Raw genomic sequence first — 22,063 nt, 5'->3', positions numbered from 1 at the left:
TCAGGAGACCTTCCGTCCGAGCGGGGTGGGTGCGACACCGTGCGGTGCGCGGAATCCGGGCAGCTTGCCGAGCAGTTCGTCGAGGTCGAGCGTGGGGGAGGCGTCGGCGACGTAGCCGTCCGGCCGGATCGCGATGAGCTTGCAGCCCGCGAGCTCGTGCTTCGGCGCGAAGCCCGGCGGGGCGTAGTACACCTCGCCGAGGTCGGGCGCGGTGGTCGTGGACGGATCGCCCGGCACGATCACGTGCAGCCGGAAAGGCAAGCCCGACTCCGTGATTCGCGCACGCAGCATCGACACTCGCCCGGCGTCGTCCGCTGACGGCGTCGCGTCGAGCACCGCGAGCAGCACATGCCAAGGGGCGGAGAGCAACCGGCGCAGCCCGGTCGCCGCGCCGTCGGGGCCGATGAGCGCCGCCTCCGGGATCGCGCGCCCGAGCGCCCGGCGTCCGCCGCGCTTGCCGACGGCGGGGCTGTGCCGGTAGTCGAGCTCGTACTGGGCCAGCGAGGGCACCAGCCGCTTCTCCAGCAGCCCGCTGCGGCTCAGGGTGCCGAGCACCAGGTCACGCACCGCGCGTCCCGGACGCGAACCCACCGTCCACAACTTGGTCTGCCGATCGGCGGCCTGGATCACCTCGCGCGCGATCGGCATCCGCTCGGACTCGTAGCCTGCCAGCAGCACCTCGGCGTCGGCGCCGCCGCTGATGATCGCCGCCAGTTTTCCGCCGAGGTTGGCCGCGTCCTGGATGCCGGTGTTGAGGCCTTGGCCGCCCGCCGGGCTGTGCACGTGCGCGGCGTCGCCCGCGAGCACGCAGCGGCCCTTGCGGAAAGCGGCCGAGTGCCGCATGTGCACCAGAAACCTGGTGGCCCACTGGAGTTCGTGAATGCGGATGGGGTAGGGCGCGCGCTTGTCGGCCAGCTGTTGCAGGTCGTCCACGGTGGGCGCGGCGTCCGGATCGCCGCCGATGCCGCTGGCGTCGGCGAAGACTCGCACCTGACCGTCCGGCAGCGGCACGACAACGAGCACGCCGTCGGGATGCAGGTGGTAGTGCGCCTCGCCCGGCGGCACCGGCGCCGTGATGACGCCGTCGCCCAGCGTGTAGGACTGCGGATAGGTGCTGCCCTCGAAGGTGATGCCGCTCAGGGTGCGCACCGCGCTGTGCGCACCGTCGCAGCCCACCACCCACTGGGCGATGAGTCGTTCTTCCGCGTCGTCGTGGCGCAGCAGCACCTCGACGTGCTCGCCCCGATCGGTCAGCTCCACCAGCTCGGTGCGCCACTCCACCGGCACGTCGAGCGTCCGAAGGTTCTGCACCAGAACGGATTCCACCGACGGCTGGGTGATGATCAGCGGCTCGGCGTCGTTGCCGGTCTCCGGTCCGAAACGCACCTGCGCGACCGGGCGTCCGCCGGAGAAGTAGCGGGCGGCGGTCATCGGAAGACCTCGCGCCCGCACCGCGTCCCCGGTGCCGTGGCGGTCGAGCACGTCCAGCGCGCCGTCCCACATCGTCAGCGCGCGAGCCTGATTGGCGGGACGATCGACGGCGCGATCGATGATCCGGCAGGTCAGTCCGTGCCTGCGCAGTTCGGTGGCCAGTGCGAGACCGGTCGGCCCCGCGCCGACCACGAGCACGTGCAACATCTCGCTCATGACGGCTGCTCCGTCCGGTTCAGGTAGCTGTCCTCGGCGCCGGTCAACTCGGCGAGCTCCAGCGTGCCGACGGTGAGCACCCGATCGAACTGGCGCAGTTCCAGATCGATGCGTGCCGTGCCCGGCCGGGTCGGATCCAGTGGCGTGCAACGGCATTCGAGCGGCGCGCCGAACTCGGCGAACTGGGTGAAGCGGGACGAGCAGGACACGACCGTGGCGTTCGGCGTGCCGAGCATGCCCTCGCGGACCGCGGTGTCCAGCGCGGCCTGCCGGAACGCCTCGATGATGAACGGGCCCGGCACGTGGTCGTAGTCGTGGTCGAACAGCGCCGGGTGGCGACGGTCCGGCAGCAGCGGGTAGTCCCATGCGGGGCCGACCGCGACCGGCGCGCCGATCACCACGTTGCGCGAGTCCCGTCGCCCGACGGCCGCGGCGGGGAGCGGCGCCGCCGTGTAGTCGGGTCCGCCCGCGGCGACCCGCCCGAGCTGGTAGGCGCGCAGCGCCTCGTAGTCGGCGCGGGCCAGGAAGACCACGTCGGCGCTCAATTCCATGGCGGCGCGGCCGCCGATGACGAGTTCACCCGCCAGCGTGAGGTCGCTGAAGTCGGCGCTGCGATCGACCCGCGAGACGATCTCGTAGCGCAGGATGCCCTCCAGTGGCGACTTCTCGTCGTCGCGGAAGGCCTCCCGGTCGGTGACCGCGAAGTCGTAGCGCTGCATGCTGAACGGCAGCCCCACGGGCACGCCGACGTGCCGGTGCAGGATCACGAACGAGCCCTGCCGCGCGGCCTCGGCCATCGCGAACGGGTCGTGATAGACGGTGGTCCTGTCGTACCAGAGGCTGTGCGCGCGCGGGATCTGCAACGCCGTGTAGAAGGTGGAGTCGCCATCGGCGATCGAGTCGGCGACGAACACCTCGCCGAGCGCGCGGCGGTGCGCCTCGGCCCGAGGTACGGTCCGATCGAAACTCAGCGCGGAAGGTGCTGCGGGGAAACGGATTTCGGTCTCGGTCATCGTTCTGCTCCTTTGCCCATCGGTGCGGCGAGCGCGCGGCGGATCGTCCGGAGCACGCCCGCTTCGGACTCGTCGAGGTAGAAGTGGCCGCCGGGGAACTGCCGCCACCGCGCCGTCGCGGTGGTGCGGTCCTGCCAGGCGGCCAGCTCTTCGGTCGGTGTCATCGGGTCGTCCACGCCGCCGAGGGCGGTGATGGGGACCGACAGGGTGCCCGCGCCGCGGTAGCGGTAGTCGGCGCCGAGCATCAGATCCGCGCGCAGCGTCGGCGCGAAATGCTCGGCCAGTTCGGGCGAATCCAGGATCGCCTCCGGCACGCCGCGGTAGACCCGGTCGACCAGCCGGAGCAGTTCGGTGTCGTCCTCGGGCAGGTCGAGGGTGAACTGCCTGCGCGGATGCGCCCGGGCGGACACGAACAGGTGCTCCGGCGGCAGGCCTGCGTCGGAGAGCCGCAGCGCGACGTCGAAGGCGAGCAGCGCGCCGAGGCTGTGCCCGAACAGCGCGACCGGACGCGGCACATGTGCCACCACCGCCTCGGCGATGTCGGCGACCAGCGGTTCCCACACCCTGGCGTGCGGTTCGCGCCACCGCGGCCCGCGCCCCGGCAGGGTGACCCACCACAGCTCGATCTCGGGGGCGAGCTGATCGACCCACGGCTGAAACATCCGCGGATTGCCGCCGGAGTGAGCGAAGCACACCAAGCGGATCGCCGGATTCGCTTGCGGGCGTGGGCAGGTCAGCACACCGCGGTGCCCGTTCGACAGCGGCGCCTTCGCGGAAACGCTGACGACTCCGCCGCGCTGACGCTCGTTCACAGCGACCCGCTTCCGACTTCGTCGCCCGTCACCGCCGCGGCGGATTCGGCCTCGACGATCACCTTGGCCAGGTCCCGCGCGCTGCCCTGTTCGAGGGTTTCCAGCAGCTGGGCCAGCGGCACGACGGTGCCGGACTCGGCCTCGATCTCGTTCTTCATCTCGACCACCACCAGCGATTCCAGCCCGTAGTCGCGGATCGGCGTCGCCTCGTCGATCTCGGTGATGGGTTTACGCAGGGCACGCGCGATCCGTTCCCTGACGAACCCGGTGAGCGCGTCGAGCCGGGTCGGCCGGTCCACGTGGTGCGCGCGCACCAGCGCCACCGGGCCGGACGCCCTGCGCTTGGCCGTCGCAGGACGGACGGTGGCGTGCACGTGCTGCTCCTCGACGACCCACCGTTCCGGCAGCCAGTGCCTGCTGCGGTTCCAGGGGTAGTGCGGCAGCGGCGGCCGCCCGCTCGGCGTGCCGAGCACCGCGGACCAGTCCAGCTCGTGGCCGCCGAGGTAGAGCTCGGCGACGCTATGATCCAGCGACGCGGACCGGGACTGGCCGCGGCGCAGGCTCGCCGCCAGGATGACCGAACGGTCGAGTTCGCCTGCCGCCGCGGCGATGTCGCGGATCAGCACCGGGTGCGGGCCGACTTCCAGCACGGTGGTCAGCGCTTGGTCGTCGGCCAGCGCCGCCTGGAGGGCCGGCGCGAACAGCACGGCGTCGGCGAGGTTGGCGGCCCAGTGCGCGCCGGTGAGATGGTCGGCGGTGACGCGCTTGCCGGTGACGGTCGAATACATCGGGATCGATCCCGGGGCGGCGCGTACCGCGTCGGCGTGCGCGGCGAATTCCGGTGCGCACGCGGCGAGCAGCGTGCTGTGGAAGCCGTATTCGACCGGCAGGTCTTTGACCGACGCGCCGCGGGTGCTCGCCTCCGCCGCGATGCGGCGCACGCCGTCCGCGGGACCGGTGATGACGGTCGAGCGCGGACCGTTCACGGCGCCGATCGTGACCTCGGACTGTCCGGCGAGCAGCTCGGTCACCGCCGCGGCGGGCAGTGCGATGCTGCACATCGCGCCGCCGCGGGCGTGCCGTTCGGTGAGCGCCGCCCGGCGCACCAGGAGCTCGAAAGCCTGCTCCCTGCTCAGCATTCCGGCGACGGTCGCGGCGACGAGCTCGCCCATGCTGTGGCCGACGACGGCGGCGGGCCGCACGCCCCAGGATTGCCAGAGCGCGGCGAGCGCCAGCTCTACCGCCGCGATGCACACCTGCGCGACATCGGTGCGGTGCAGCCTGCTGTCGGACTCGGCCGCAAGCAGCTCCTCCCACAGCGACCAGCCCGCAAGCCGCCGCACGAGCGCGTCGCAGGCGTCGAGCTCGGCCCTTGCCGCGGGCTCGTCGGCGAGCAGGCGGCCCATCTCCGGCCACTGCGAACCCTGCCCGCTGAACACGAACAGCGTCCGGTGCCGCGGGGCGCCGATGTGCCTGGCCGCCTTGGCCGTTCGCGCGCGGTCCACCAGCGCGTCGACCGTGTCACCGGTGAGGCACAGCCGTACCGGAAGGTGCGCGCGCCGGGTGGCCGCGGCCGCGCAGATCTCGGCCGCGGTCGCGTGATCGGCGGCCGCGAGCAGATCGGCGTAGCGCCCGGCGAGTGCCCGTGCCGATGCCGCGCTGCGCGCCGAAATGGGAAGCACCAGAGCGCCTTCGGCGTGCGGATCGACCTCCTCGCGCGGCGCGGCGGCGAGTACGGCGTGCACGTTCGCGCCGCCGAAGCCGAACGAGCTGATCGCGGCAAGCTTCCGTCCGGTTTCGCCACCGAGCGGGGTGCGCTCCCGCGGCAGGCGCAGCCGGGTTCCGGTGAGATCGAGCTCCGGATTGGGCCGCTCCAGGTGCAGGTTCGGCGGGACCTCGTCGTGTTCGAGCACCAGCATCGCCTTGACCAGACCCGCGATGCCCGCCGCGGCCTCCTGGTGCCCGAAGTTCGTCTTGACCGCGCCGACGGGGCACGGCTCGTCGCCCGCGCCGTATACCGCGCGCAGCGCGTCGAATTCGATCGGGTCGCCGAGCGGCGTTCCGGTGCCGTGCGCCTCGATGTAGACCACCTCGGCGGGGTCGGCGGCGGCATCGCGCAGCGCGCGGCGCAGCAGCTCGGTCTGCGCCCGCGGGCTCGGCGCGGTGAGGCCGTTGGTGCGCCCGTCGTGGTTGGCGGCGGTGCCGCGGATGAACGCGCGCGCCGGCCTGCCCTCCGCCGCCGCCAGCGACTCCCTGGTGAGCACCACCATGCCGCAGCCCTCGGCGCGCACGATGCCTTCCGCGCCCGCGTCGAAGGTGCGGCAGCGCCCGCCGGGCGCGAGCGGCAGCACCTTTTCGGTGACGGTGGTGGACAGCGGCGACAGGATCGTGTTGACGCCGCCGACCAGCGCGATGTCGCAGTCGCCATTACGCAGCGCCCGCACCGCCAAGTGCACGGCCATCAGCGAGGAGGAGCACGCCGTGTCCACCGCGAGGCTGGGGCCGGACAGGTCGAGCAGGTAGGACAGCCGGTTGGCGACAATGCTGTGCGCACCGCCCGGCGCGGTGTAGGCGTTGATGCCAGCCGGATCGGCGAACTGCATCATCAGGTAGTCGCTGCCGTACACGCCGAGGAACACGCCGGTCGTCGCGGCGCGCAGCTCGGCGGGCGTCAGCCCGGCGTCCTCCATGGCCTCCCATGCCACCTCGAGCACCAGCCGCTGCTGCGGATCCATCCGCTCGGCCTCGGCGGCCGAGATGCCGAAGAACTCCGCGTCGAAGCCGTCGACCTCGGCGAGCAGTCCCGCGAAGCGGCTGGTGCTCGCGGCGTGCCCGGTGCGGCGGCCGTCCTCGCTGTCGACCAGCGGCGTGATGGCGTCGTGGCCGTCGCGCAGCGCGGACCAGTAGCCGTCCAGATCCTCGATGCCCGAGGGCATCCGCACCGCGGCGCCGAGGATCGCCACCGGCTCGGTGCGGCGGTCGACTTCGGCTCGCAGGCTGCGGATCTCGCTGAGCGCCTTGCGTAGTAGCGCGCGGCGATCGTCGGTGATTTCGGTCGTCATCGGGTGTCCCCTTCGGTGGAAAGATCCAGCTCCGCCGATAAGAGATCGGCGAGTTCGTCATCGGTGGCCTGGTCCAGGTCCGCATCGATTTCGGGCCGGGCGTGCCGCTGTGGCGGCGTTTCGGGCGCGGGCTCCGTCGCCGGGAGCATCCGCTGGGTCAGCTCATCGACGAGCTGGTCGACGGTGGGGTGGGCGAAGATGAGGCTGGCCGGAATCCGTTGGCCGATGCCGGTTTCCAGCCGATTGCGCAGGTCGACCGCCATCAGCGAGTCGAAGCCGAGATCGCGGAAGGGTGTCGTCGGGTCGACCGGTCGCGAGGTTCCGATGATCGACGCGACCTGGCCGAGCACGAAGCCGCGCACCAGCTCCAGTCGTTCACCGGGGTCGTCGATCTCGTGCAGCGACAGTGCCTGATCGGTTGGGCCGCCGGGCTTCTCGTCGTCGGGAAGCAGGTTCGCCAGGAGCTCGCGCGCCGCCGGTGGCGTGCCGGGACCGGCCAGGGTCGGCAGGTCGAAGGCGGCCGCCGCGAGGACCGGGCCGGAGTCGGCGAGCGCCGCCTCCAGCAGGTCCATGGCCGCCTCGGTCTCCAGCGCGGGCACGCCCATCGCGGCGAGGCGGCGTTCGCTGCCCACCGCGGCGGCCAAGCCGATCGCCGCCCACGGACCCCATGCGATGCTGTGCGCCGGCCGTCCCTGCGCGGCGCGCGCGGCGGCGAGCGCGTCCAGGTAGGTGTTGGCCGCCGCGTAGGCGCCCTGGCCCGGCGAGCCGAAAAGCCCGGCGAGCGAGGAGAACAGCACGAAATGCGCGAGCGGCTGCTCGAGGGTGAGGTTGTGCAGGTGCCAGGCGCCGCGCGCCTTACCTGCCAGCGCGCGGGTCAGTCTGGCCTCGTCGAGATCCGCGACGACCGCGTCCTCGAGCACGCCGGCGAGGTGGAAGACACCGCCGATCCGTCCGGCGTCGGCCAGCACCGCGGCGAGCGCGGCGCTGTCGGCAACGTCGACGGCCGCCACGGTGACTTTCACGCCGCTGGCCCGCAGGTCGGCGATCACCTGTTCGGCCGCGGCGTCCGGCGCGGAACGACCGAGCAGCAGCAGGTTTCGCGCGCCACGCGCACTCAGCCAGTCGGCGACGCGCAAGCCGAGCGCACCGAGTCCGCCGGTGACGACCTGGCACAGGTCCGGATCGATGGTCACCGAGGTGCGGGCCCGCGGCACCGGAACCAGCCGGGGAGCGAGCACCGCACGGTCGATCGAAACCTGCTGCGGCGCTCGCTGATCCCGCAGGACCGTGACCAGCCGATCGATGTCTGCGCCGCTGGGCGCGGCGGGCAGATCGACGACGCCGCAGGCCGTTTCGGGATGCTCGGTGGCGATCACCCGGCTCACGCCCCATAGGCTCGCCGTGGACAACCGCGACGGTCGCACCGCGCGCTGGGTGTCCGGGGTGAGCAGCCACAGTCGCGGTGTCTCCCGCCAGGTGCGGCCGATCAGGAACCTGGCCAGCTCCACCGAGTCCGCGGTGTAGGCGGCCGACTCGGCCGGGTCCTCGCCCGCGCTCGAATAGGCCCGTGCGTCGATGACGCCGCGCAATCCTTCGATGGTTTCGGCCAATTCGGCCGCCGCGGTCTCGTAGTCGGCCGCCTCGTGCGCTTCGGTGCGCACCACGCGGTCCCCGCGGGCGGTGAGGCGTTCGGCCAGCGCGTCCAGCGCAGGATGCGCACCGCCGAGGATCAGCCAGCCGCCGCGCGGCGCCCGCCCGCCCTCGGATTCCCACGGCTGCCAGGCGAGCCGGTACAGCCTGCCGCGCTCGGCGGTGGATGCTTCGGTGGTGGTGACGCGGAAGTCCATGGCCGAGAAGAGGACTCGGCCGTCGGCGCCGAGTACCACGAGGTCGGCGATCAGATCCCGTTCACCGTATTCCACGATCCGGGCGTGGCACCAGACGTCGGTGACGGGCGCGGTCGGTGTCGCGAACTGCACCCGGGTGGCGCCCGCGGGCAGCGCGAGCGCGTCGGTCAGCCGCGGTCCGGCCGCCGCCGCGACGGTGTGCAGGCAGGCGTCGAGCAGCGCGGGATGCAGTCCCGTACCGGCCGTGAGTTGCACTGGCAGCGTGAGCTTCCCGACGGCCTCGTCGCCGCCGCGAGAAAGCTGGGTCAACCCGCGGAAGGTCGGTCCGTAGTGCAGACCGTTGCCGGCCAGGCGCTCGTAGAACTCCGCGATCGGCACCGGCTCGGCGCACCGGGCCAGCAGTTCCGCGATCTCCGGTGCGGGTCGATCGGTGAGCGGGGCCTGCGCTTGGTCGAGCCGGCCGCGCGCGTGCGTGACCGGAGCGCCCTGCGCGTCGGACACGATCACGAATTCCGAACGCCCGCCCGCCGATTCGACGACCAGCTGGAGCGACGGGGCCGTACCCGGCAGCAGGACGTGCGGCGCTTCGAAGGCGACGTTGGTCAGCACTACGGTCGGCGTATCGCCACCGGCCAGTTCGCGCGCGGCCTGCGCCGCCGCGCCGAGCCAGTACGCGCCGGGGACCACCGGCACCTCGTCCACCACGTGATCGGCGAGTTCGGGGGCCGCGTCCGCCTGCAGCGGCCACACGCCGAGTTCGGGGCGGGTGGCGATCCGCACGCGTCGACCGAGCCAGCCGCCGACCGGCGCGACAGCGGCCGCCGCGCTCGCGGGGCGAATCAGCGGGAATCGCTGCGCGTTCCAACCCTGCGGGGGAATCGGCACCGGCGTGCCCGGCCGGTAGAGCCGCGTCCAGTCCAGCTCCGCGCCGCGGGTGTAGAGCACGCCGAGCGCGTGCAGGAAGGCGAAGACCTCGTCCTCGTCGCGCCGGGCCGAGGACACCGCGACCACGTCCGCGCCCGGCGCGTTCTCGGCCGCGATCTCGGTGAGCGAGCGGGCCAGCACCGGGTGCGGCGCGATCTCGACGAACGTGTCGTGCTCGGCGGCGAGCAAGGCGGTGATCGCGGTGTCGAACAGCACCGTTTCGCGCAGGTTGCGCGCCCAGTAGTCGGGGTCGACGAGCGTGTCGGTCAGCGGGCCGCCGGTGACGGTCGAGTACAGCGGCACGCTGGGCTCGCGCACCGCGATGTCGCGCAACGCCTCGCGCAGCCGGGGCCGCAGCGGCTCGACGGCCGGGCTGTGCGCCGCGAAATCGACCGCGATGCGGCGGGCGAACACCCCGTCGGCCTCCAGCCGCGCCACGATCTCGTCCAGCGCTCGCGGCTCACCGGAGATGACGGTCGCGCGCGGACCGTTCACCGCCGCCACCGACACGCGATCGCGGTACTCCGTGAGCGCCGAATCGACCTGCGCCGCATCGAGTTCCAGCAGCGCGAGGCCGCCACGGCCGGAGATCTCGGTGAGCAGCGCGCTGCGCACGCACACGATGCGCGTGGCATCGGCCAGCGACAGCGCGCCGCTGACGTGCGCCGCCGCGATCTCGCCCATGCTGTGCCCGCAGACGGCGGTGGGTTCGATGCCGAAGGACCGCCAGGTCTCGGCGAGCGCGACCTGCATGGCGAACAGGGCGGGCGGTACCTGCGCGGTGCCGTGCGCGACGATGCCGCGCTCGGCCGACCACAGCGACACCCCGAGCTGGCGCTCCAATTCGGTGGCGCACCGCCGCATCGCCTCGGCGAACGCGGGCACCGACGCGGCCAGCGCGCGGCCCATGCCGTCCCACTGCGAGCCCTGGCCGGGGAAGACCAGTGCGGTCCGCCGGACGCGACGGCTCGGCGCCTGCGGTTCGCAGACACCGCGCACCAGTTCGCCGTCGGCCAGCGCGGTCAGGCCGTCGATCAGTTCCTCGATGTCGCGGGCCACCACCGCGGCGCGGTGACCGTCGTGGTCGCCGCGCAGCGCTGCGGTGGCGGCCGCGCGGGCGAGCCAGGTCGAATCGTCGCGGTTCCGCTCGGCGGCGCGCGCCCAGCCGCGTGCCCGTCGCCGCAGCCCCGCCGCGGAGCGGGCGGTCACCGGGAACAGCACGAAATCCGTTGCGCCCGTCGGTTCGTCGGGCTCGGTCGCCGGTGCGGTGGACAGCACGACGTGCGCGTTGGTGCCGCCGAATCCGAACGAGCTCGTCCCGGCGATCGCGGCGCCGTCGGCGTCGACGGGCAGCGCCTCGACCACCGCTTGCACCGCCACCGGGACCCGGTCCAGCTCCAGCAGCGGGTTGGGCCGCTTGTAGTGGATGGTCGGCGGCAACTCCCGATGATGCAGGGAGAGCGCGGTTTTGATGAGCCCGGCGACACCGGCGGCGGCTTCCAGGTGGCCGAGGTTCGATTTCGCCGAACCCACCCGCAGCGGCTGCTCGGGATCGCGGCCTTGTCCGAGCACCGCCGCGAGCGCGCCCACCTCGATCGGGTCGCCGACCGCGGTTCCGGTGCCGTGCGCCTCCACGTAGGCGACCCTGGCCGGGTCGACGCCCGCGGCGCGGTAGGCCGCGCGCAGCACCCGCTCCTGCGCGGGACGGCTCGGGGCGATCAGCCCGTTCGTCCGGCCGTCCTGATTGACGGCGCCGCCGCGGATCACGGCGTAGACGCGGTCGCCGTCGCGGCGGGCCCGCGCGAGCGTCTTGAGCACCACCACGCCCGCCCCCTCACTGCGGACGTAGCCGTTGGCGCGCTCGTCGAACGGCTTGCAGCGCCCGTCGGGCGCCATCAACCGGCCTTTGCTGAAGCTCAGCGCCACCCGCGGCGCGGCGATGACGTTCACGCCGCCCGCCAGCGCCATCTCCGATTCGCCCGCGCGCAGCGACTGGCAGGCCAGGTGCACCGCGACCAGCGAGGACGAGCAGGCGGTGTCCACCACCATGCTCGCGCCCGCCAGATTCAGGCAGTAGGACAGCCGGTTGGCAACGATGCTCAGCGCCGAGCCGGTGCCGTCCTGCGCCGACACCTCGGTGCCCGGCGCTAAAACGGCCACGCCGTGGTCGTAGGACGACGCGCCGAGGAAGACCCCCGTCGTAGTGCCCGCCAGCCTGCTCGGGCCGATGCCCGTGTCCTCGATGGCGTGCCAGGCGACCTCGAGCAGCAGCCGCTGCTGCGGGTCCATCCTGGTGGCCTCCTTGGCCGCGATGCCGAAGAACTCCGCGTCGAAATGCTCGACATCGTCGAGGAATCCGCCCCACTTGGTGGTCATCCGGCCCGGCGCGTCCGGGTCGGGGTCGTACAGCGCCGCCGCGTCCCAGCGATCTGCGGGGACCTCCGTGATGGCGTCCACGCCCGCGCGCAGCAGGTCCCAGTACTCCCGTGGGCCGTCGGCGCCGGGAAATCGGCAGCCGATCCCGACGATGGCGACGGCGTCGCCGGGATCGGCGGTGATCGCCGCCTGTTCCGGCGTCTCGGCCGCGCCACCGAGTTCGGTGGCCAGCGCGGCGGCCGCGGCGGCCACGCTGGGGTGGTCGTAGGCGAAGGTCGGCGACAAACTCGTGTCGGCCCAGCGCTGCAGATCGTCGGACAGCTCCACCGCCTGCATGGAGGACAGGCCGAGCGCCGCGAACGGCACGTCGACCGGGAGACCGGCCGGATCGGCGCCGAGCAGCTCGGCGATCCTGGCGACCAGCCAGGCTTCGATGTCGGCCGCCGACCTCATAGCTGCACCGCCTCGGTCGCGGCGGCGGTGATCTCGTCGAGCGTGCCCGCCTCGAACGCCGCGCGGGTCGCGCGCCGCTGCAACTTGCCGCTGGAGGTCTTGGGCACCGTGCCCGCCCGCACCAGGACGACCCGCGCGGGGGTGATCGAGTGGTCGACGCTGACCGCCGCGCGCAACGCCGCGGTGAGCGCGGCGATGTCGGGATCGGCGTCCGCCTTGACCTCGGCAACCACGATCAGCTCCTCACCGCCCTCGCGGTCGACCGCGAACGCGGCGGTGCAGCCGCGCCGGATTCGGGGGTCGGCATTCTCGACGGTGTGCTCGATGTCCTGCGGGTAGTAGTTGCGCCCGCCGACGATGACCAAGTCCTTGCGCCTGCCGACCACGTACAGCTCGCCGTCGACCAGCGCGCCGAGATCGCCGCTGCGCAGGTACGGACCCGACTGCGGCGCAACGGTTTCCGCGCGGAACGTCTCCCGGGTGGCGTCCTCGTTGCCCCAGTAGGCCAGCGCCGCGTCCGGGCCGCCGATCCAGATCTCGCCGACCTGTCCGTCGGGCAGGGGAACCCTTGTGTCCGGGTCGACGATCAGCAGTTCGCGGTGCAACGCCACGCGTCCGGAACCGACCAGCGTCTGGTCCTGGCCCGGCGTGACGCGGCCCTCGGCCAATTCGGCGCGGCTCACCGTCAGCGTGACCGCGCCCGCTCCGCGGCGCGAACCGGTGGTCATGAGCGTGGACTCGGCCAGCCCGTAGCAGGGGTAGTAGCTGTTGGAATCGAAGCCGTGCCCGGCGAATTCGGCGGCGAACTTGTCGAGGGTCTCCGCGCGGATGGGCTCGGCGCCGTTGAACGCGACCTCGAGCGAGCTGAGGTCGATGCCCGCCCGATCGGCGGCGGGGATGCGGCGGCAGCACAGCTCGTAGGCGAAATTGGGACCGCCGGTGATGGTGGCCCGATAGCGGGTCACCGCGCGCAGCCAGCGGACCGGCCGCTGCACGAAGGTCAGCGGCGGCAGCAGCACCGTGCGGCTGCCCGCGTAGACGGCGGGCACGACGATGCCCATCAGGCCCATGTCGTGGAACAGCGGGAGCCAGCCGACGATGCGTGATTCGGCGCTGTAACCCATTGTCCGGCAGAGCAATTCCTGATTGTGCATGAGCGCGTCATGGGTGACGACCACACCCTTCGGCGCGGAAGTCGAGCCCGAGGTGTACTGCAGGAACGACACATCCGCGCCCGTCACCGGCACCGGTTCGAAGTCCGCGGCGCCGTCCGCGTCGGCCACGATGCCGATCCAGCGCAGGCGATCCAGTTCCGGGGCGGCCCCGATCAGCATGGCGCGGGTCTGCTCCGGCGCGGCGCACAGCACCGCGGCGGCGCCGCAGTCTTCGGCAATGGTGCGCAGGGTCTCCACCCGGCGCGGCGAGGTCACCGGGAACGGCGGGTACACCGGCACCGCGACCACGCCCGCGAACTGGCAGGCGAGGAACGCGAGCACGAAATCGGCGGAATCCGGCGCCACGATCAGCGCCCGGTCGCCGGGCGCGACCTCTCGGGAAATACGCGCGGCCAGTGCGCGGGTCAGTTGCTCCAGTTCCGCGAAAGTCCAGGAATGCGATTCTTTTTCGCCGTCCGGCAAAAAGGTGTACGCGATTCTGTCGGCAGCGTCGGCGGCGCGCTGCGAAATTGCCTCGGCGAGCGTTCGAGCCCGGAGTTCGGTTTCCATCGCAATCCCTCCTCGATCAGCCGGCAGCCATCACGACGGTGCCGACAGAACAGGGACATTACGGGCGGAGGCGGCGAAATGGACAGGCGCAGAACGTGGTCCGAAGGGTGACGCACGCGGGATCGGAAGACGTATCACTTTCGGACGGAAAACTCTCGGAAGGAATAGTCCGGAGGGATTGTCACCTTTGTGCAATGGCGACCGGCGCAGTCTCGCAGATACGGTCCCGCTGCACCGAAGAATTGCCGAACACAGAGCGGAGTAGAACTGTGACGAGCAGCACAGCGCGGGAGCGCATCGCCATTTGGTCGGATTTCGGGGGAGTGCTCACGCCGCCGGTAGCCGAAACATTCGCGGCATTCTGCGCGAAGACGGGATTGGCGCCGGATCCTTTGCGCCGCGCGATCGCGGAAGTCACCGCGACGTTCGGCACCGAGGACATGATGCTGCCATTGGACACGCCGCTGATCGGCGAGGACGAGTGGCTGGATCTGGTGCGCGCGGCGCTGCGCGGGCAGGGCGTGCACACCGCGGTGCCCAGCCTCGCCGAGACCTGGTTCGACGGCCGAAAGGCCAACGCGCAGTGGGACGACGCGCTGCGCCGCTACCGAGGCGCCGGACACTTCGTCGGCATGCTGTCGAACATGCCGCCCGCGTGGGAGCCGCACTGGCGGCGGATGGTGGTCGCGGAGGAATTGTTCGAGGAGGTCGTGAACTCGGCGCAGGTCGGCTGCCGCAAGCCGGATCCCGAGATCTTCGAGCTGGCGGCCGCGCGCGCGGGCGTCGAACCGAACCGCTGCATTCTGATCGACGACCTGCCGCAGAACTGCGCGGGCGCGCGGGCGGCCGGGTGGCGCGCGGTGCTGTTCCGTGACGCCGCGACCGCGATCGCCGAGGTGGACGCCGAGCTGCGTCAGCTCGTCGCCGAGGGCGTCGCGATATAGGCCGAGGCCGCGTCCTCGTGCGCCAGCCGGCGCAGAGCGCTGAACATCGCGTCGCCGAGCGCCGTCCAGACGACGAGCGCCTCGGCCATGCTCTCCGCGTTCGGCTGGCGCAGCAACGTGTCGATCTCCTTGGCCGCGATCCGTTCGGCCAGCTCGGCGTAGTCGTCGAGCAGGTCCCAGTGCTGCTGTCCCAGCCTGCCGAGGGTGGCGAGCACCGCGGCGAGGGTGCCGCGCGCCGGGTTCGTCTCGCGGACCTGCCAGCCGCGGCGGGCGAGCAGATCGCGGACCTGATCGGCGGCGGCCAGCTGCGCGTCGTCCGGCTCCCCGGCGGGGGGCTTGCTCATCGCGAACTGCGCCTTGCCCGCGGACTCCAGCACCGTCATCCCCGGCGTCCGCATCTTGTCGAGGACTTCCCTTGTCGCCGCCACCGACAGCCCGCCGACCTCGATCAACGCCCGAACCAGCTTGAGCCGCCGCACATGTGAGTCGTCGTACTGCATCTGGTTGGGGCTGGTCCTCTCGCCGGGAAAGAGCAGCCCTTCGCGCATGTAGTACTTGATGGTGGGTGCAGGCACGCCCGAGACCTTGCTCAATTCGGCGATACGCATATCCGCCTCCCGTCCGCGCTACTACTGGTCGCCCAAGTGTAGGTCAGACGGATAGCGGCCAGTTCCGGTTGCTGTTCGAATGCTCCGGCCGCATGGACGTACTTTCGTGTGCGCTACGGCCATGCGCGGGCTCCGAAGTGATCGTGTCCGGCGGCGCCGTCAGGCGGAATCCTGCTGGCCGATGTGCGCCCGATACCGATTCACCGCGTCGATGCGGGAGACCGCGCCGAGCTTGTCGAAAATACTACGCAGATGCCGTTTCACGGTGCCCTCGGTGATGGACAACGCATTGGCGATCTGCCGATTCGTCATCGCCTCCGACACCAGGCGCAGCACCTGTTCCTCGCGCGCCGAGAGCCTGCCGCGATTGGCCCCGGCGCCGGTGAGAAAATCCCGCGGCACACTGACGGTGATCTGATCCTCCACCGCGGCGATCCCCCGGATCGCGCTGACCAGCTCGCTGCGCGAGATCTTCTTGTGCAGGAAGCAACGCACGCCCGCGTCGAGCATGTCGTACAGCAGGGTCTCGGTGCCCGTCGAGCTGAGCACCGCGACCGCCGCGCCGGGGCAGGCGCGGGTCAGCGAGCGCACCATGCGCACGGTGGCACTGCCGATTTCGTCGTTGTCCAACACGATGACGTCCGGACGCACGGCCGCGGCGAGATATCCGGCCTCGTTCCAGGACACGTCACCGACCACCGTGAAATCCTCTTCGGAATTCAGGAAATCACACAACATCTCGCGGGTGAGGAAGTTGTCCGTGACAATCTGGATGTGGACGACGCGCTGCGGCAGACCGTTTGTCGGTATCACCGATACGAGGCGTGGAGCGGAGCATTCCGAAACGGCGTCCGTTATCGCGCTTTCCACGTCTGCCGTACGTCTCATTCGGGCGGTTCCGCTCATTTCCACCATCCACCTCGGGGTTTGCTGAGTCGGACCCGGCGGTCGCCACGAGGACGACCTCCGGCGTGTAGCCGACCCGTCGGCCGATGCCACGAGAGCGCGCGGCATCAACCCGCTGGATTTCGTTCGACGATGAACCAGAAAACCGGCCCCGCCCCGGATCGGTATCGAAACGACTACCGACACTTGGCTTTTGGAACCTGCGACCGGTTATAGGAAGTGACCCTATCCGCTAACGGTGCACTCCACAACCCGGTTGTTCCGCAGCGCACAATTAGGCTTCGAATGTTCCCGATCCGTTAACACTTACCGCAAGGATCGGAAACGTGGTTGTGAGAAGCGCGTACGGAAATTCGCGGTCAAGCCGCGAAAAATAGGGGCACGCAACGGGATTCGTGGGAAGTCGAGCGTACTCAACGACCGCCGCGGCCCTCGCCCGCGAGCCTGCCGCGGCGGATGAGATCGCGTTTGGTTCCCGGGGTGATCGGCGGCAGCGCCGCGTCGGCATCGGCTGCCGGCTCGTCGGGGTTGGGGCGCACGAACAGTGTGACGGTCGCGGCGGGACGGAAACCGCTGCGGGTCATCAGCGTCGCCGAGGCGGTGTTGTTGTTCTCCACGTCGGTGACGATGCGCCGCGCGCCGCGCGCGAACAGTGCCGCCGAGCACGCGTCGACCAGCATGCGCGCGATGCCGTGCCCCTGCATGTCGGGCGCGACCGCGATCCATTCCAGATAGCCCCAGTCGTCACGCAGCTCGAATTCCATTGAGCCGAGCACGAATCCGACGACCCGATCGGAATCCAGCGCGACCCAGCACGCGTTGTCGGGGCTGTCCAGGTGCTCGGCGACGCTGGTCAGCGACCACGAGGTGTAGGGCTTGGTGCCGGTGTCGAAGACCTGATGGCCGAGATCGAGCACCTGGCGCAAGTGGCCGAGGCCCATGGGGACGATCACGGTGGCGGTGTCCATGGCGCATAGTTTGCCAGGGGCTAGCCGCCGTGCCGCTCATGCGGGAGTCAGCGTCGCCATTCCCGCAGTTCCAAGTCGACGATCACCGGATGCATCAGGGTCGAGACGGGCGCGCCGGTGTCGCGGCGGTCGGGCGCGAACACCGCGGCGGCGGCCAGCGTCGCCTCGTCGAGCGAGCGCAGCGGGGCGGGCGGGTCCAGGCGCAGGCGCGGTTCGGTGTCCCTGGTGGCCAGCACGAAGCCCCAGTCGCCGAAGCTCGGCACATCCACGTGGTACGGCAGTGTCCGCAGGCCCGCCGCGCGGATCGTGTTCGCGATGCACCAGTACGAGCGCGGTGCGAAGAACGGCGAACCGGACTGGACCGCGAGCGTGCCGCCGGGGGCGAGCACGTGGGCGGCCATCGCGTAGAACTCCTTGGAGTACAACTTGGCGATCGAGGTCTGGTCGGGATCGGGCAGGTCGACGAGCACCGCGTCGTAGGCGCCGGGGGAGCCGCGCAGCCAGGAGAACGCGTCCTCGTTGACGACACGCACCCGCGGATCGTCGAAAGCGTTGCGGTTCAACGCCGTCAGCCGCGCATCGGTGCGGGCCAGCCGAATCATCTCCGGGTCCAGCTCCACCAGGGTGATCGTCTCGACATCGGGGTAGCGCAGGATCTCGCGCAGCGCCAGACCGTCGCCGCCGCCGAGGACGAGCACATCGCGGCGCGGACCGGCGAGGGTGGGATGCACCAGCGCCTCGTGGTAGCGGTACTCGTCGACCGAGGAGAACTGCAGATCGCCGTTGAGGAACAGCCGGGTGTCCGGGGTGCCGAACGGTGAGATCGACTCGGTGAGAACGATGTTCTGGTACCTGGTCCGCTCGTGCAGCACGATCGGATGGGCGAACAGCGCCTGCTGCGCCGTCGCCTCGAACCGGTCGGCGTAGAAGTAGCTGCCGAACAGCGTCGCCGCGACGAGCGCGGTCAGCGCGCCGAAGCCCCACCGCGCCCGCGGCCGGAGTTCGGTGCGGAACAACAGGAACACCAGCGCCAGCCCCGCCGCCGCGTTGACCACGCCGACGATCAGGCTGCCGCGAATCTGGCCGAACACGGGCAACAGCAGGAACGGGAACGCCAACCCGCCGAGCAGCGCGCCCACGTAGTCCGCGGCGAACAGGTCGGCCACCGCGCTGCCCGGCTCCTGCTTGCGAATCCGCTGCAAAAGCTCCATCAGCAAAGGGATTTCGGCGCCCACCAGAATGCCGAGAATGCTCGCGATCACGATCAGCGCCGTGGTGTAGATGTTCAGCCACGCGTAGGCGGCGTAGAGCATCACCACCGACAGCCCGCCGAGCAGCGCGAGGATCAGCTCCACCGCAACGAACGCCGCCGCCGCGTGCCTGCGCAGCGGTTTCGCGGCCAGCGCGCCGATGCCCATGGCGAACACCATGACGCTCAACGTGATCGAGGCCTGCGCCGCGGTGTCGCCGAGCAGGTAGCTGCCGAGCGTCACCAGCGACAGTTCGTAGACCAGACCGCAAGCCGCGCAGACGAACGCGGTGACGAGCAGCGCGATCCGGGCCGGGCGGCGCCGCAGCCGCGGCGGTAGCGGTGCGGTCTCGGTGCCCGCCACCATGCTCAGGACAGGCCCGCGGCCACCACGAAGGACACCGCGAGATGCAGCGCCGCGGTAACCCAGACGGCCGGGTGAATCGCGCCGTCCGCGACCACGTCTCGGAACTGGCCGGGGGTCAGCAGATCGAGCAGCAGGAACGACAGCGCCATCGCGCCGAGACCGATCACGCCGTACACCGCGCTGGCCAGCAGCGCCTCGCCGATCGCGCCCTGGGAGGTCCAGATCGCCATCGCCACGATGATCCCGACACCGAGCAGGTTCGACGCCACAAGCAGCGAGGCGTTGCGGTTGCGCTCGACCCAGATCTGCTCGCGCAGGTTGCCAGGCGTGATGACGTCCACGAGCACGAAACCGAGCGCCATCAACGCGATGCCGACGCCGGTGTAGGCGAGCGCCGCGCCCGCGTCGGCCGCGAGATCTGCCAGCATGTGTTTCTCCTTCTATTTGCCGCTCTGGCCGCGGTATTCGCTGCCCGGCGGCTGACTCGGCCAGCCGAAACTCGACACCGTCGACTGGTGGCGCCGGTACCCGTTGCCGTACTGGTCGACGAGGATCATCGAGCCGGTCCCGTGCGGGGCGACGGTGATGATGTCGTTGCGATACTGCAGATAGGTGCGGTCGCCGACGCGGCGGTTGTCCAGCGGCTGTGAGGCCGCGACGATGGCGCTGCCGACAGCGGCGGGCGCGAGGGCGGCGGTGTAGGCGCGGCCGTCGTTCGCCTGGTCCAGCGAGGTGGCACGGGAATACTTGGCGGCGACGAAATCGCGCGCGCTCTCGATGTCGTCGCCACAGCCGACGACCGAGAGCAGCAGCGCGGCCACCGCGACGAAGCCGATGACCGTCCTGCCGAGGTGGTGCATGTGTCCCCCCGTAGAGCGCCGGGCCGAGCCCGGTAGGTGATACGTCGAGTCCCCTCTGTCGAAAACTCGTCGGGCACTGTATCACCGACGCGGCCGTCCGCGTCCAGTCTCCGAGGCGATCGCGCGCTAGGCGCCCTTGCGGGCTTGGGTCTTCTTCGCGGCTTTCTTGGCGGGCTTCTCGGCGGTCTTCTTGGCCGCCTTGGCGGTCTTCTTCGCGGGCGCGGCCTTCTTGGCGGCCTTCTTCTGCGCGCCGCCGCCGGAACCCGCCGCGCGCCTGCCGCTGGCCTCGAGGCTGCGTTGCAGCGCGGCGACCAGATCGACCACCTCGGCGTCCATCTCGGCGGGCGCGGCCTCGGGCTTGGTGGTCACCCGGTCACTGCCGCTGGCGATCGCCTCGTCCAGGATCTTCTGCAGTTCGATCTGGTACTCGTCGGTGAACTGGCTCGGATCGAAATCGTCGGACATGGACTCGACCAGCGTCTCGGCCATCTTGATCTCCTGCGGCCGCGGCTCCGACGCGTCCTGCAGGGACTCGAACTCGACCGCGCGCACCTCGTCGGGCCACAGCAGCGTCTGCAACACGAGCATGCCCTCGCGCACCCGCAGCGCGGCGAGCCGGGTCTTCTGGCGCAGCGTGAAGTGGACCAGCGCGGTCCGGTCGATGCGCTCGAGCGTGGTGGCCAGCAGCACGTAGGCCTTCGGCGTGGTGGAGTCCGGCTCCAGGTAGTAGCTCTTGTCGAACAGGATCGGGTCGATCTGGTCGGACGGCACGAACTGCAACACCGGGATCTCGTGCTTCTCCGCGGCGGGCAGGCGGGCGAAATCCTCGTCGGAGAGGATCACCCGGTCGCCGTCGGGCGACTCGTACGCCTTGGCGATGTCGACGTACTCGACGGGTTTGTTGTCGACGGTGCAGACGCGCTGGTATTTGATCCGGCCGCCGTCCTTGGCGTGCACCTGGTGGAATTTGATGTCGTGGTCCTCGGTGGCGGTGTACACCTTGACCGGGACGTTTACCAGCCCGAATGCAATCGAGCCCTTCCAGATAGCTCGTGCCATCACTCCATGATGGCCGAACCACCCCTGCCGCGCGAGCGAACCGGAATCCCCGAGGTCGCGGCGGCGATTCGGAACCGCGATCCGGCCGGAAGCGACGCGAACAGCGCGCCCATCGCCGCGACGGTCCCGGCCAGGTCGGTGCGGCCGGACAGGTAGGCGCGTTGTAGCGGCGCGGGCAGGTCGAAGAAGGCGTCGAAGAAGGCGGGCAGGTCGGCGGGCGGCAGCGCGAGCAGCGCGCGCAGCCCGGCCGCGCGCAGGGCCCGCACCGCGCGGGCCGACGGCGGCCAGAGGTTCTCTCCCGCCGCCGCCGCGTCCGCCGCGGCGAGTGCGGCCGCCACGCTGTATCCCGTTGCGGGATGGGTGAATCCGCCCGCCGCGCCGAACGCGCGCTGCCCGGGTCGGCCGCCCTCGACCGGGAACCGCACCCGCTCGACGGGCTCGTCGCCGCCGAGCGCGATGCCGCGGGCGCGCAGCCGGTGCCGAAGGCGGGTGCGCAGTTCGCCGGTGTCCAGCGCGGGCCGCCCGGCCAGACAGGTCTCCTCGAGCAGCATCGTGCCGCCGCCCAGCGGAACCGCGTACAGGAACGAGCGCGGCGCGGCCGGATGCGCGCCGTTGTCGGCGCGCCAATCCATGAACAGCGGCTCCATGCCCGCGGCGGCCGTCTCGTCGACGAGCACGCCGTAGGCGGTCTGTTCGGCGCGGGCGGGGGAGCGGGCGATCCCGCGCGCGTCGATCACCCGCTCGGCGGTCAGGGTCCGGCCCGAGGCCAGCGTCACGCCGTGTCGGTCGAGCCGAACGGCACGCTCGGCGACGATCTCCGCGCCGGTCAGGTCCAGCGAGTCCTGCAACCGCTTCGTGTCGAGCACCACGTACGCGCGATCGAGTTCGTGGCGGCGCGCGCCCCACGCGACGGGGCGCGCGACCGTCGCGGCCGTGACCGCCGGATCCAGCCAGCCGGGCAGCTCGTCCGCCCAGGCGGCGTAGGTCGCGGTCCATTGCCGGGAGGGGGCGGGATCTACCGCGATGACCGACATGCCGCTGGCAAGGCACCGGTGCGCTAGGGCCCGCCCGGCGGGACCGAGGCCGCAGACGACGATGTCGGTCACGATGGCCGCCGCCGCCGCCGTCGGTCGGGCCGCGCCGCCTGCCGCCGCTCGGCCCCGGCCGCTCGTTGTCGCGCGGTGCCCAGCGGCCGTTGTCGTGCGGTGCCCAGCGGCCGTTGTCGCGCGGTGCCCAGCGGCCGT

The 22,063-nt window shown here is 71.3% G+C and carries 15 protein-coding genes; 1 reads left to right on the top strand and 14 read right to left on the bottom strand.

Annotation, left to right across the window (positions count from 1 at the left end; all coding sequences use genetic code 11):
• Genes CRP45_RS07755 through CRP45_RS07730 form a run of 6 tightly spaced genes read right to left on the bottom strand, consistent with a single transcriptional unit; the run spans window position 1 to window position 13,858 of the window.
• Window positions 1–1,647 (bottom strand): FAD-dependent monooxygenase, encoded by a 1,647-nt coding sequence (locus tag CRP45_RS07755; protein WP_179830787.1) that lies wholly within the window; start codon window positions 1,645–1,647, stop codon window positions 1–3.
• Window positions 1,644–2,660, bottom strand: coding sequence for an AfsA-related hotdog domain-containing protein (locus CRP45_RS07750; protein ID WP_097244357.1), 1,017 nt, complete (start codon window positions 2,658–2,660; stop codon window positions 1,644–1,646). The genes CRP45_RS07755 and CRP45_RS07750 overlap by 4 nt, the downstream gene beginning before the upstream one ends.
• Entirely contained in the window at window positions 2,657–3,472 is an 816-nt protein-coding gene (locus tag CRP45_RS07745; protein WP_097244356.1) for a thioesterase II family protein, read from the bottom strand. The genes CRP45_RS07750 and CRP45_RS07745 overlap by 4 nt, the downstream gene beginning before the upstream one ends.
• Window positions 3,469–6,534 (bottom strand): type I polyketide synthase, encoded by a 3,066-nt coding sequence (locus CRP45_RS07740; protein WP_097244355.1) that lies wholly within the window; start codon window positions 6,532–6,534, stop codon window positions 3,469–3,471. The genes CRP45_RS07745 and CRP45_RS07740 overlap by 4 nt, the downstream gene beginning before the upstream one ends.
• Window positions 6,531–12,134, bottom strand: a complete 5,604-nt coding sequence (locus CRP45_RS07735; RefSeq protein ID WP_097244354.1) for a type I polyketide synthase — start codon at window positions 12,132–12,134, stop codon at window positions 6,531–6,533. Before CRP45_RS07735 ends, CRP45_RS07740 begins: the two co-directional genes overlap by 4 nt.
• The gene (locus tag CRP45_RS07730) at window positions 12,131–13,858 is read right to left on the bottom strand and encodes a fatty acyl-AMP ligase (protein ID WP_097244353.1); all 1,728 of its coding nucleotides are present in this window, start codon (window positions 13,856–13,858) and stop codon (window positions 12,131–12,133) included. Before CRP45_RS07730 ends, CRP45_RS07735 begins: the two co-directional genes overlap by 4 nt.
• Before the next feature lie 269 nt (window positions 13,859–14,127).
• On the opposite strand from CRP45_RS07730, the gene CRP45_RS07725 reads away from it, so the two are divergent.
• Window positions 14,128–14,802, top strand: coding sequence for an HAD-IA family hydrolase (locus tag CRP45_RS07725; RefSeq protein ID WP_097244352.1), 675 nt, complete (start codon window positions 14,128–14,130; stop codon window positions 14,800–14,802).
• On the opposite strand, the gene CRP45_RS07720 is transcribed toward CRP45_RS07725, so the two are convergent.
• The 8 genes from CRP45_RS07720 to CRP45_RS07685 form a co-directional block, all read right to left on the bottom strand.
• Entirely contained in the window at window positions 14,772–15,410 is a 639-nt protein-coding gene (locus CRP45_RS07720; RefSeq protein ID WP_067780711.1) for a MerR family transcriptional regulator, read from the bottom strand. The two genes, CRP45_RS07725 and CRP45_RS07720, sit on opposite strands and share 31 nt — an antisense overlap.
• 159 nt (window positions 15,411–15,569) lie before the next feature.
• A complete protein-coding gene (locus CRP45_RS07715) occupies window positions 15,570–16,223 on the bottom strand; it encodes a response regulator transcription factor (protein ID WP_179830785.1) in 654 nt (217 codons plus the stop codon).
• A 506-nt stretch (window positions 16,224–16,729) separates the two neighbouring features.
• The gene (locus CRP45_RS07710; protein ID WP_097244350.1) at window positions 16,730–17,284 is read right to left on the bottom strand and encodes a GNAT family N-acetyltransferase; all 555 of its coding nucleotides are present in this window, start codon (window positions 17,282–17,284) and stop codon (window positions 16,730–16,732) included.
• A gap of 47 nt (window positions 17,285–17,331) precedes the next feature.
• Window positions 17,332–18,900 carry a polyamine aminopropyltransferase gene (locus tag CRP45_RS07705; protein WP_097244349.1) on the bottom strand — a complete coding sequence of 523 codons (1,569 nt, stop codon included), beginning with the start codon at window positions 18,898–18,900 and terminating at the stop codon, window positions 17,332–17,334.
• A 2-nt stretch (window positions 18,901–18,902) separates the two neighbouring features.
• Window positions 18,903–19,328 carry a DUF350 domain-containing protein gene (locus CRP45_RS07700; protein WP_067780720.1) on the bottom strand — a complete coding sequence of 142 codons (426 nt, stop codon included), beginning with the start codon at window positions 19,326–19,328 and terminating at the stop codon, window positions 18,903–18,905.
• Window positions 19,329–19,340: 12 nt separating this feature from the next.
• Window positions 19,341–19,760: a DUF4247 domain-containing protein gene (locus CRP45_RS07695; protein ID WP_097244348.1), complete on the bottom strand. Its 420-nt coding sequence runs from the start codon at window positions 19,758–19,760 to the stop codon at window positions 19,341–19,343.
• A 126-nt stretch (window positions 19,761–19,886) separates the two neighbouring features.
• Window positions 19,887–20,819: a non-homologous end joining protein Ku gene (gene ku, locus CRP45_RS07690; protein ID WP_097244347.1), complete on the bottom strand. Its 933-nt coding sequence runs from the start codon at window positions 20,817–20,819 to the stop codon at window positions 19,887–19,889.
• The gene (locus tag CRP45_RS07685; protein WP_372509844.1) at window positions 20,819–21,928 is read right to left on the bottom strand and encodes a lycopene cyclase family protein; all 1,110 of its coding nucleotides are present in this window, start codon (window positions 21,926–21,928) and stop codon (window positions 20,819–20,821) included. The genes ku and CRP45_RS07685 overlap by 1 nt, the downstream gene beginning before the upstream one ends.
• Window positions 21,929–22,063 lie beyond the last annotated feature (135 nt).

It is taken from the genome of Nocardia amikacinitolerans (assembly GCF_900215415.1).
Classification (GTDB): domain Bacteria; phylum Actinomycetota; class Actinomycetes; order Mycobacteriales; family Mycobacteriaceae; genus Nocardia; species Nocardia amikacinitolerans.
This window is presented reverse-complemented; position numbering and strand designations above follow the sequence as displayed.

What these genes read in the sequence shown, in the direction of transcription:
- CRP45_RS07755 (WP_179830787.1), bottom strand. Translation starts at nt 1,647, where the DNA reads ATGAGCGAGATGTTGCACGTGCTCGTGGTCGGCGCGGGGCCGACCGGT.
- CRP45_RS07750 (WP_097244357.1), bottom strand. Translation starts at nt 2,660, where the DNA reads ATGACCGAGACCGAAATCCGTTTCCCCGCAGCACCTTCCGCGCTGAGT.
- CRP45_RS07740 (WP_097244355.1), bottom strand. Translation starts at nt 6,534, where the DNA reads ATGACGACCGAAATCACCGACGATCGCCGCGCGCTACTACGCAAGGCG.
- CRP45_RS07735 (WP_097244354.1), bottom strand. Translation starts at nt 12,134, where the DNA reads ATGAGGTCGGCGGCCGACATCGAAGCCTGGCTGGTCGCCAGGATCGCC.
- CRP45_RS07730 (WP_097244353.1), bottom strand. Translation starts at nt 13,858, where the DNA reads ATGGAAACCGAACTCCGGGCTCGAACGCTCGCCGAGGCAATTTCGCAG.
- CRP45_RS07720 (WP_067780711.1), bottom strand. Translation starts at nt 15,410, where the DNA reads ATGCGTATCGCCGAATTGAGCAAGGTCTCGGGCGTGCCTGCACCCACC.
- CRP45_RS07710 (WP_097244350.1), bottom strand. Translation starts at nt 17,284, where the DNA reads ATGGACACCGCCACCGTGATCGTCCCCATGGGCCTCGGCCACTTGCGC.
- CRP45_RS07705 (WP_097244349.1), bottom strand. Translation starts at nt 18,900, where the DNA reads ATGGTGGCGGGCACCGAGACCGCACCGCTACCGCCGCGGCTGCGGCGC.
- CRP45_RS07700 (WP_067780720.1), bottom strand. Translation starts at nt 19,328, where the DNA reads ATGCTGGCAGATCTCGCGGCCGACGCGGGCGCGGCGCTCGCCTACACC.
- CRP45_RS07695 (WP_097244348.1), bottom strand. Translation starts at nt 19,760, where the DNA reads ATGCACCACCTCGGCAGGACGGTCATCGGCTTCGTCGCGGTGGCCGCG.
- ku (WP_097244347.1), bottom strand. Translation starts at nt 20,819, where the DNA reads ATGGCACGAGCTATCTGGAAGGGCTCGATTGCATTCGGGCTGGTAAAC.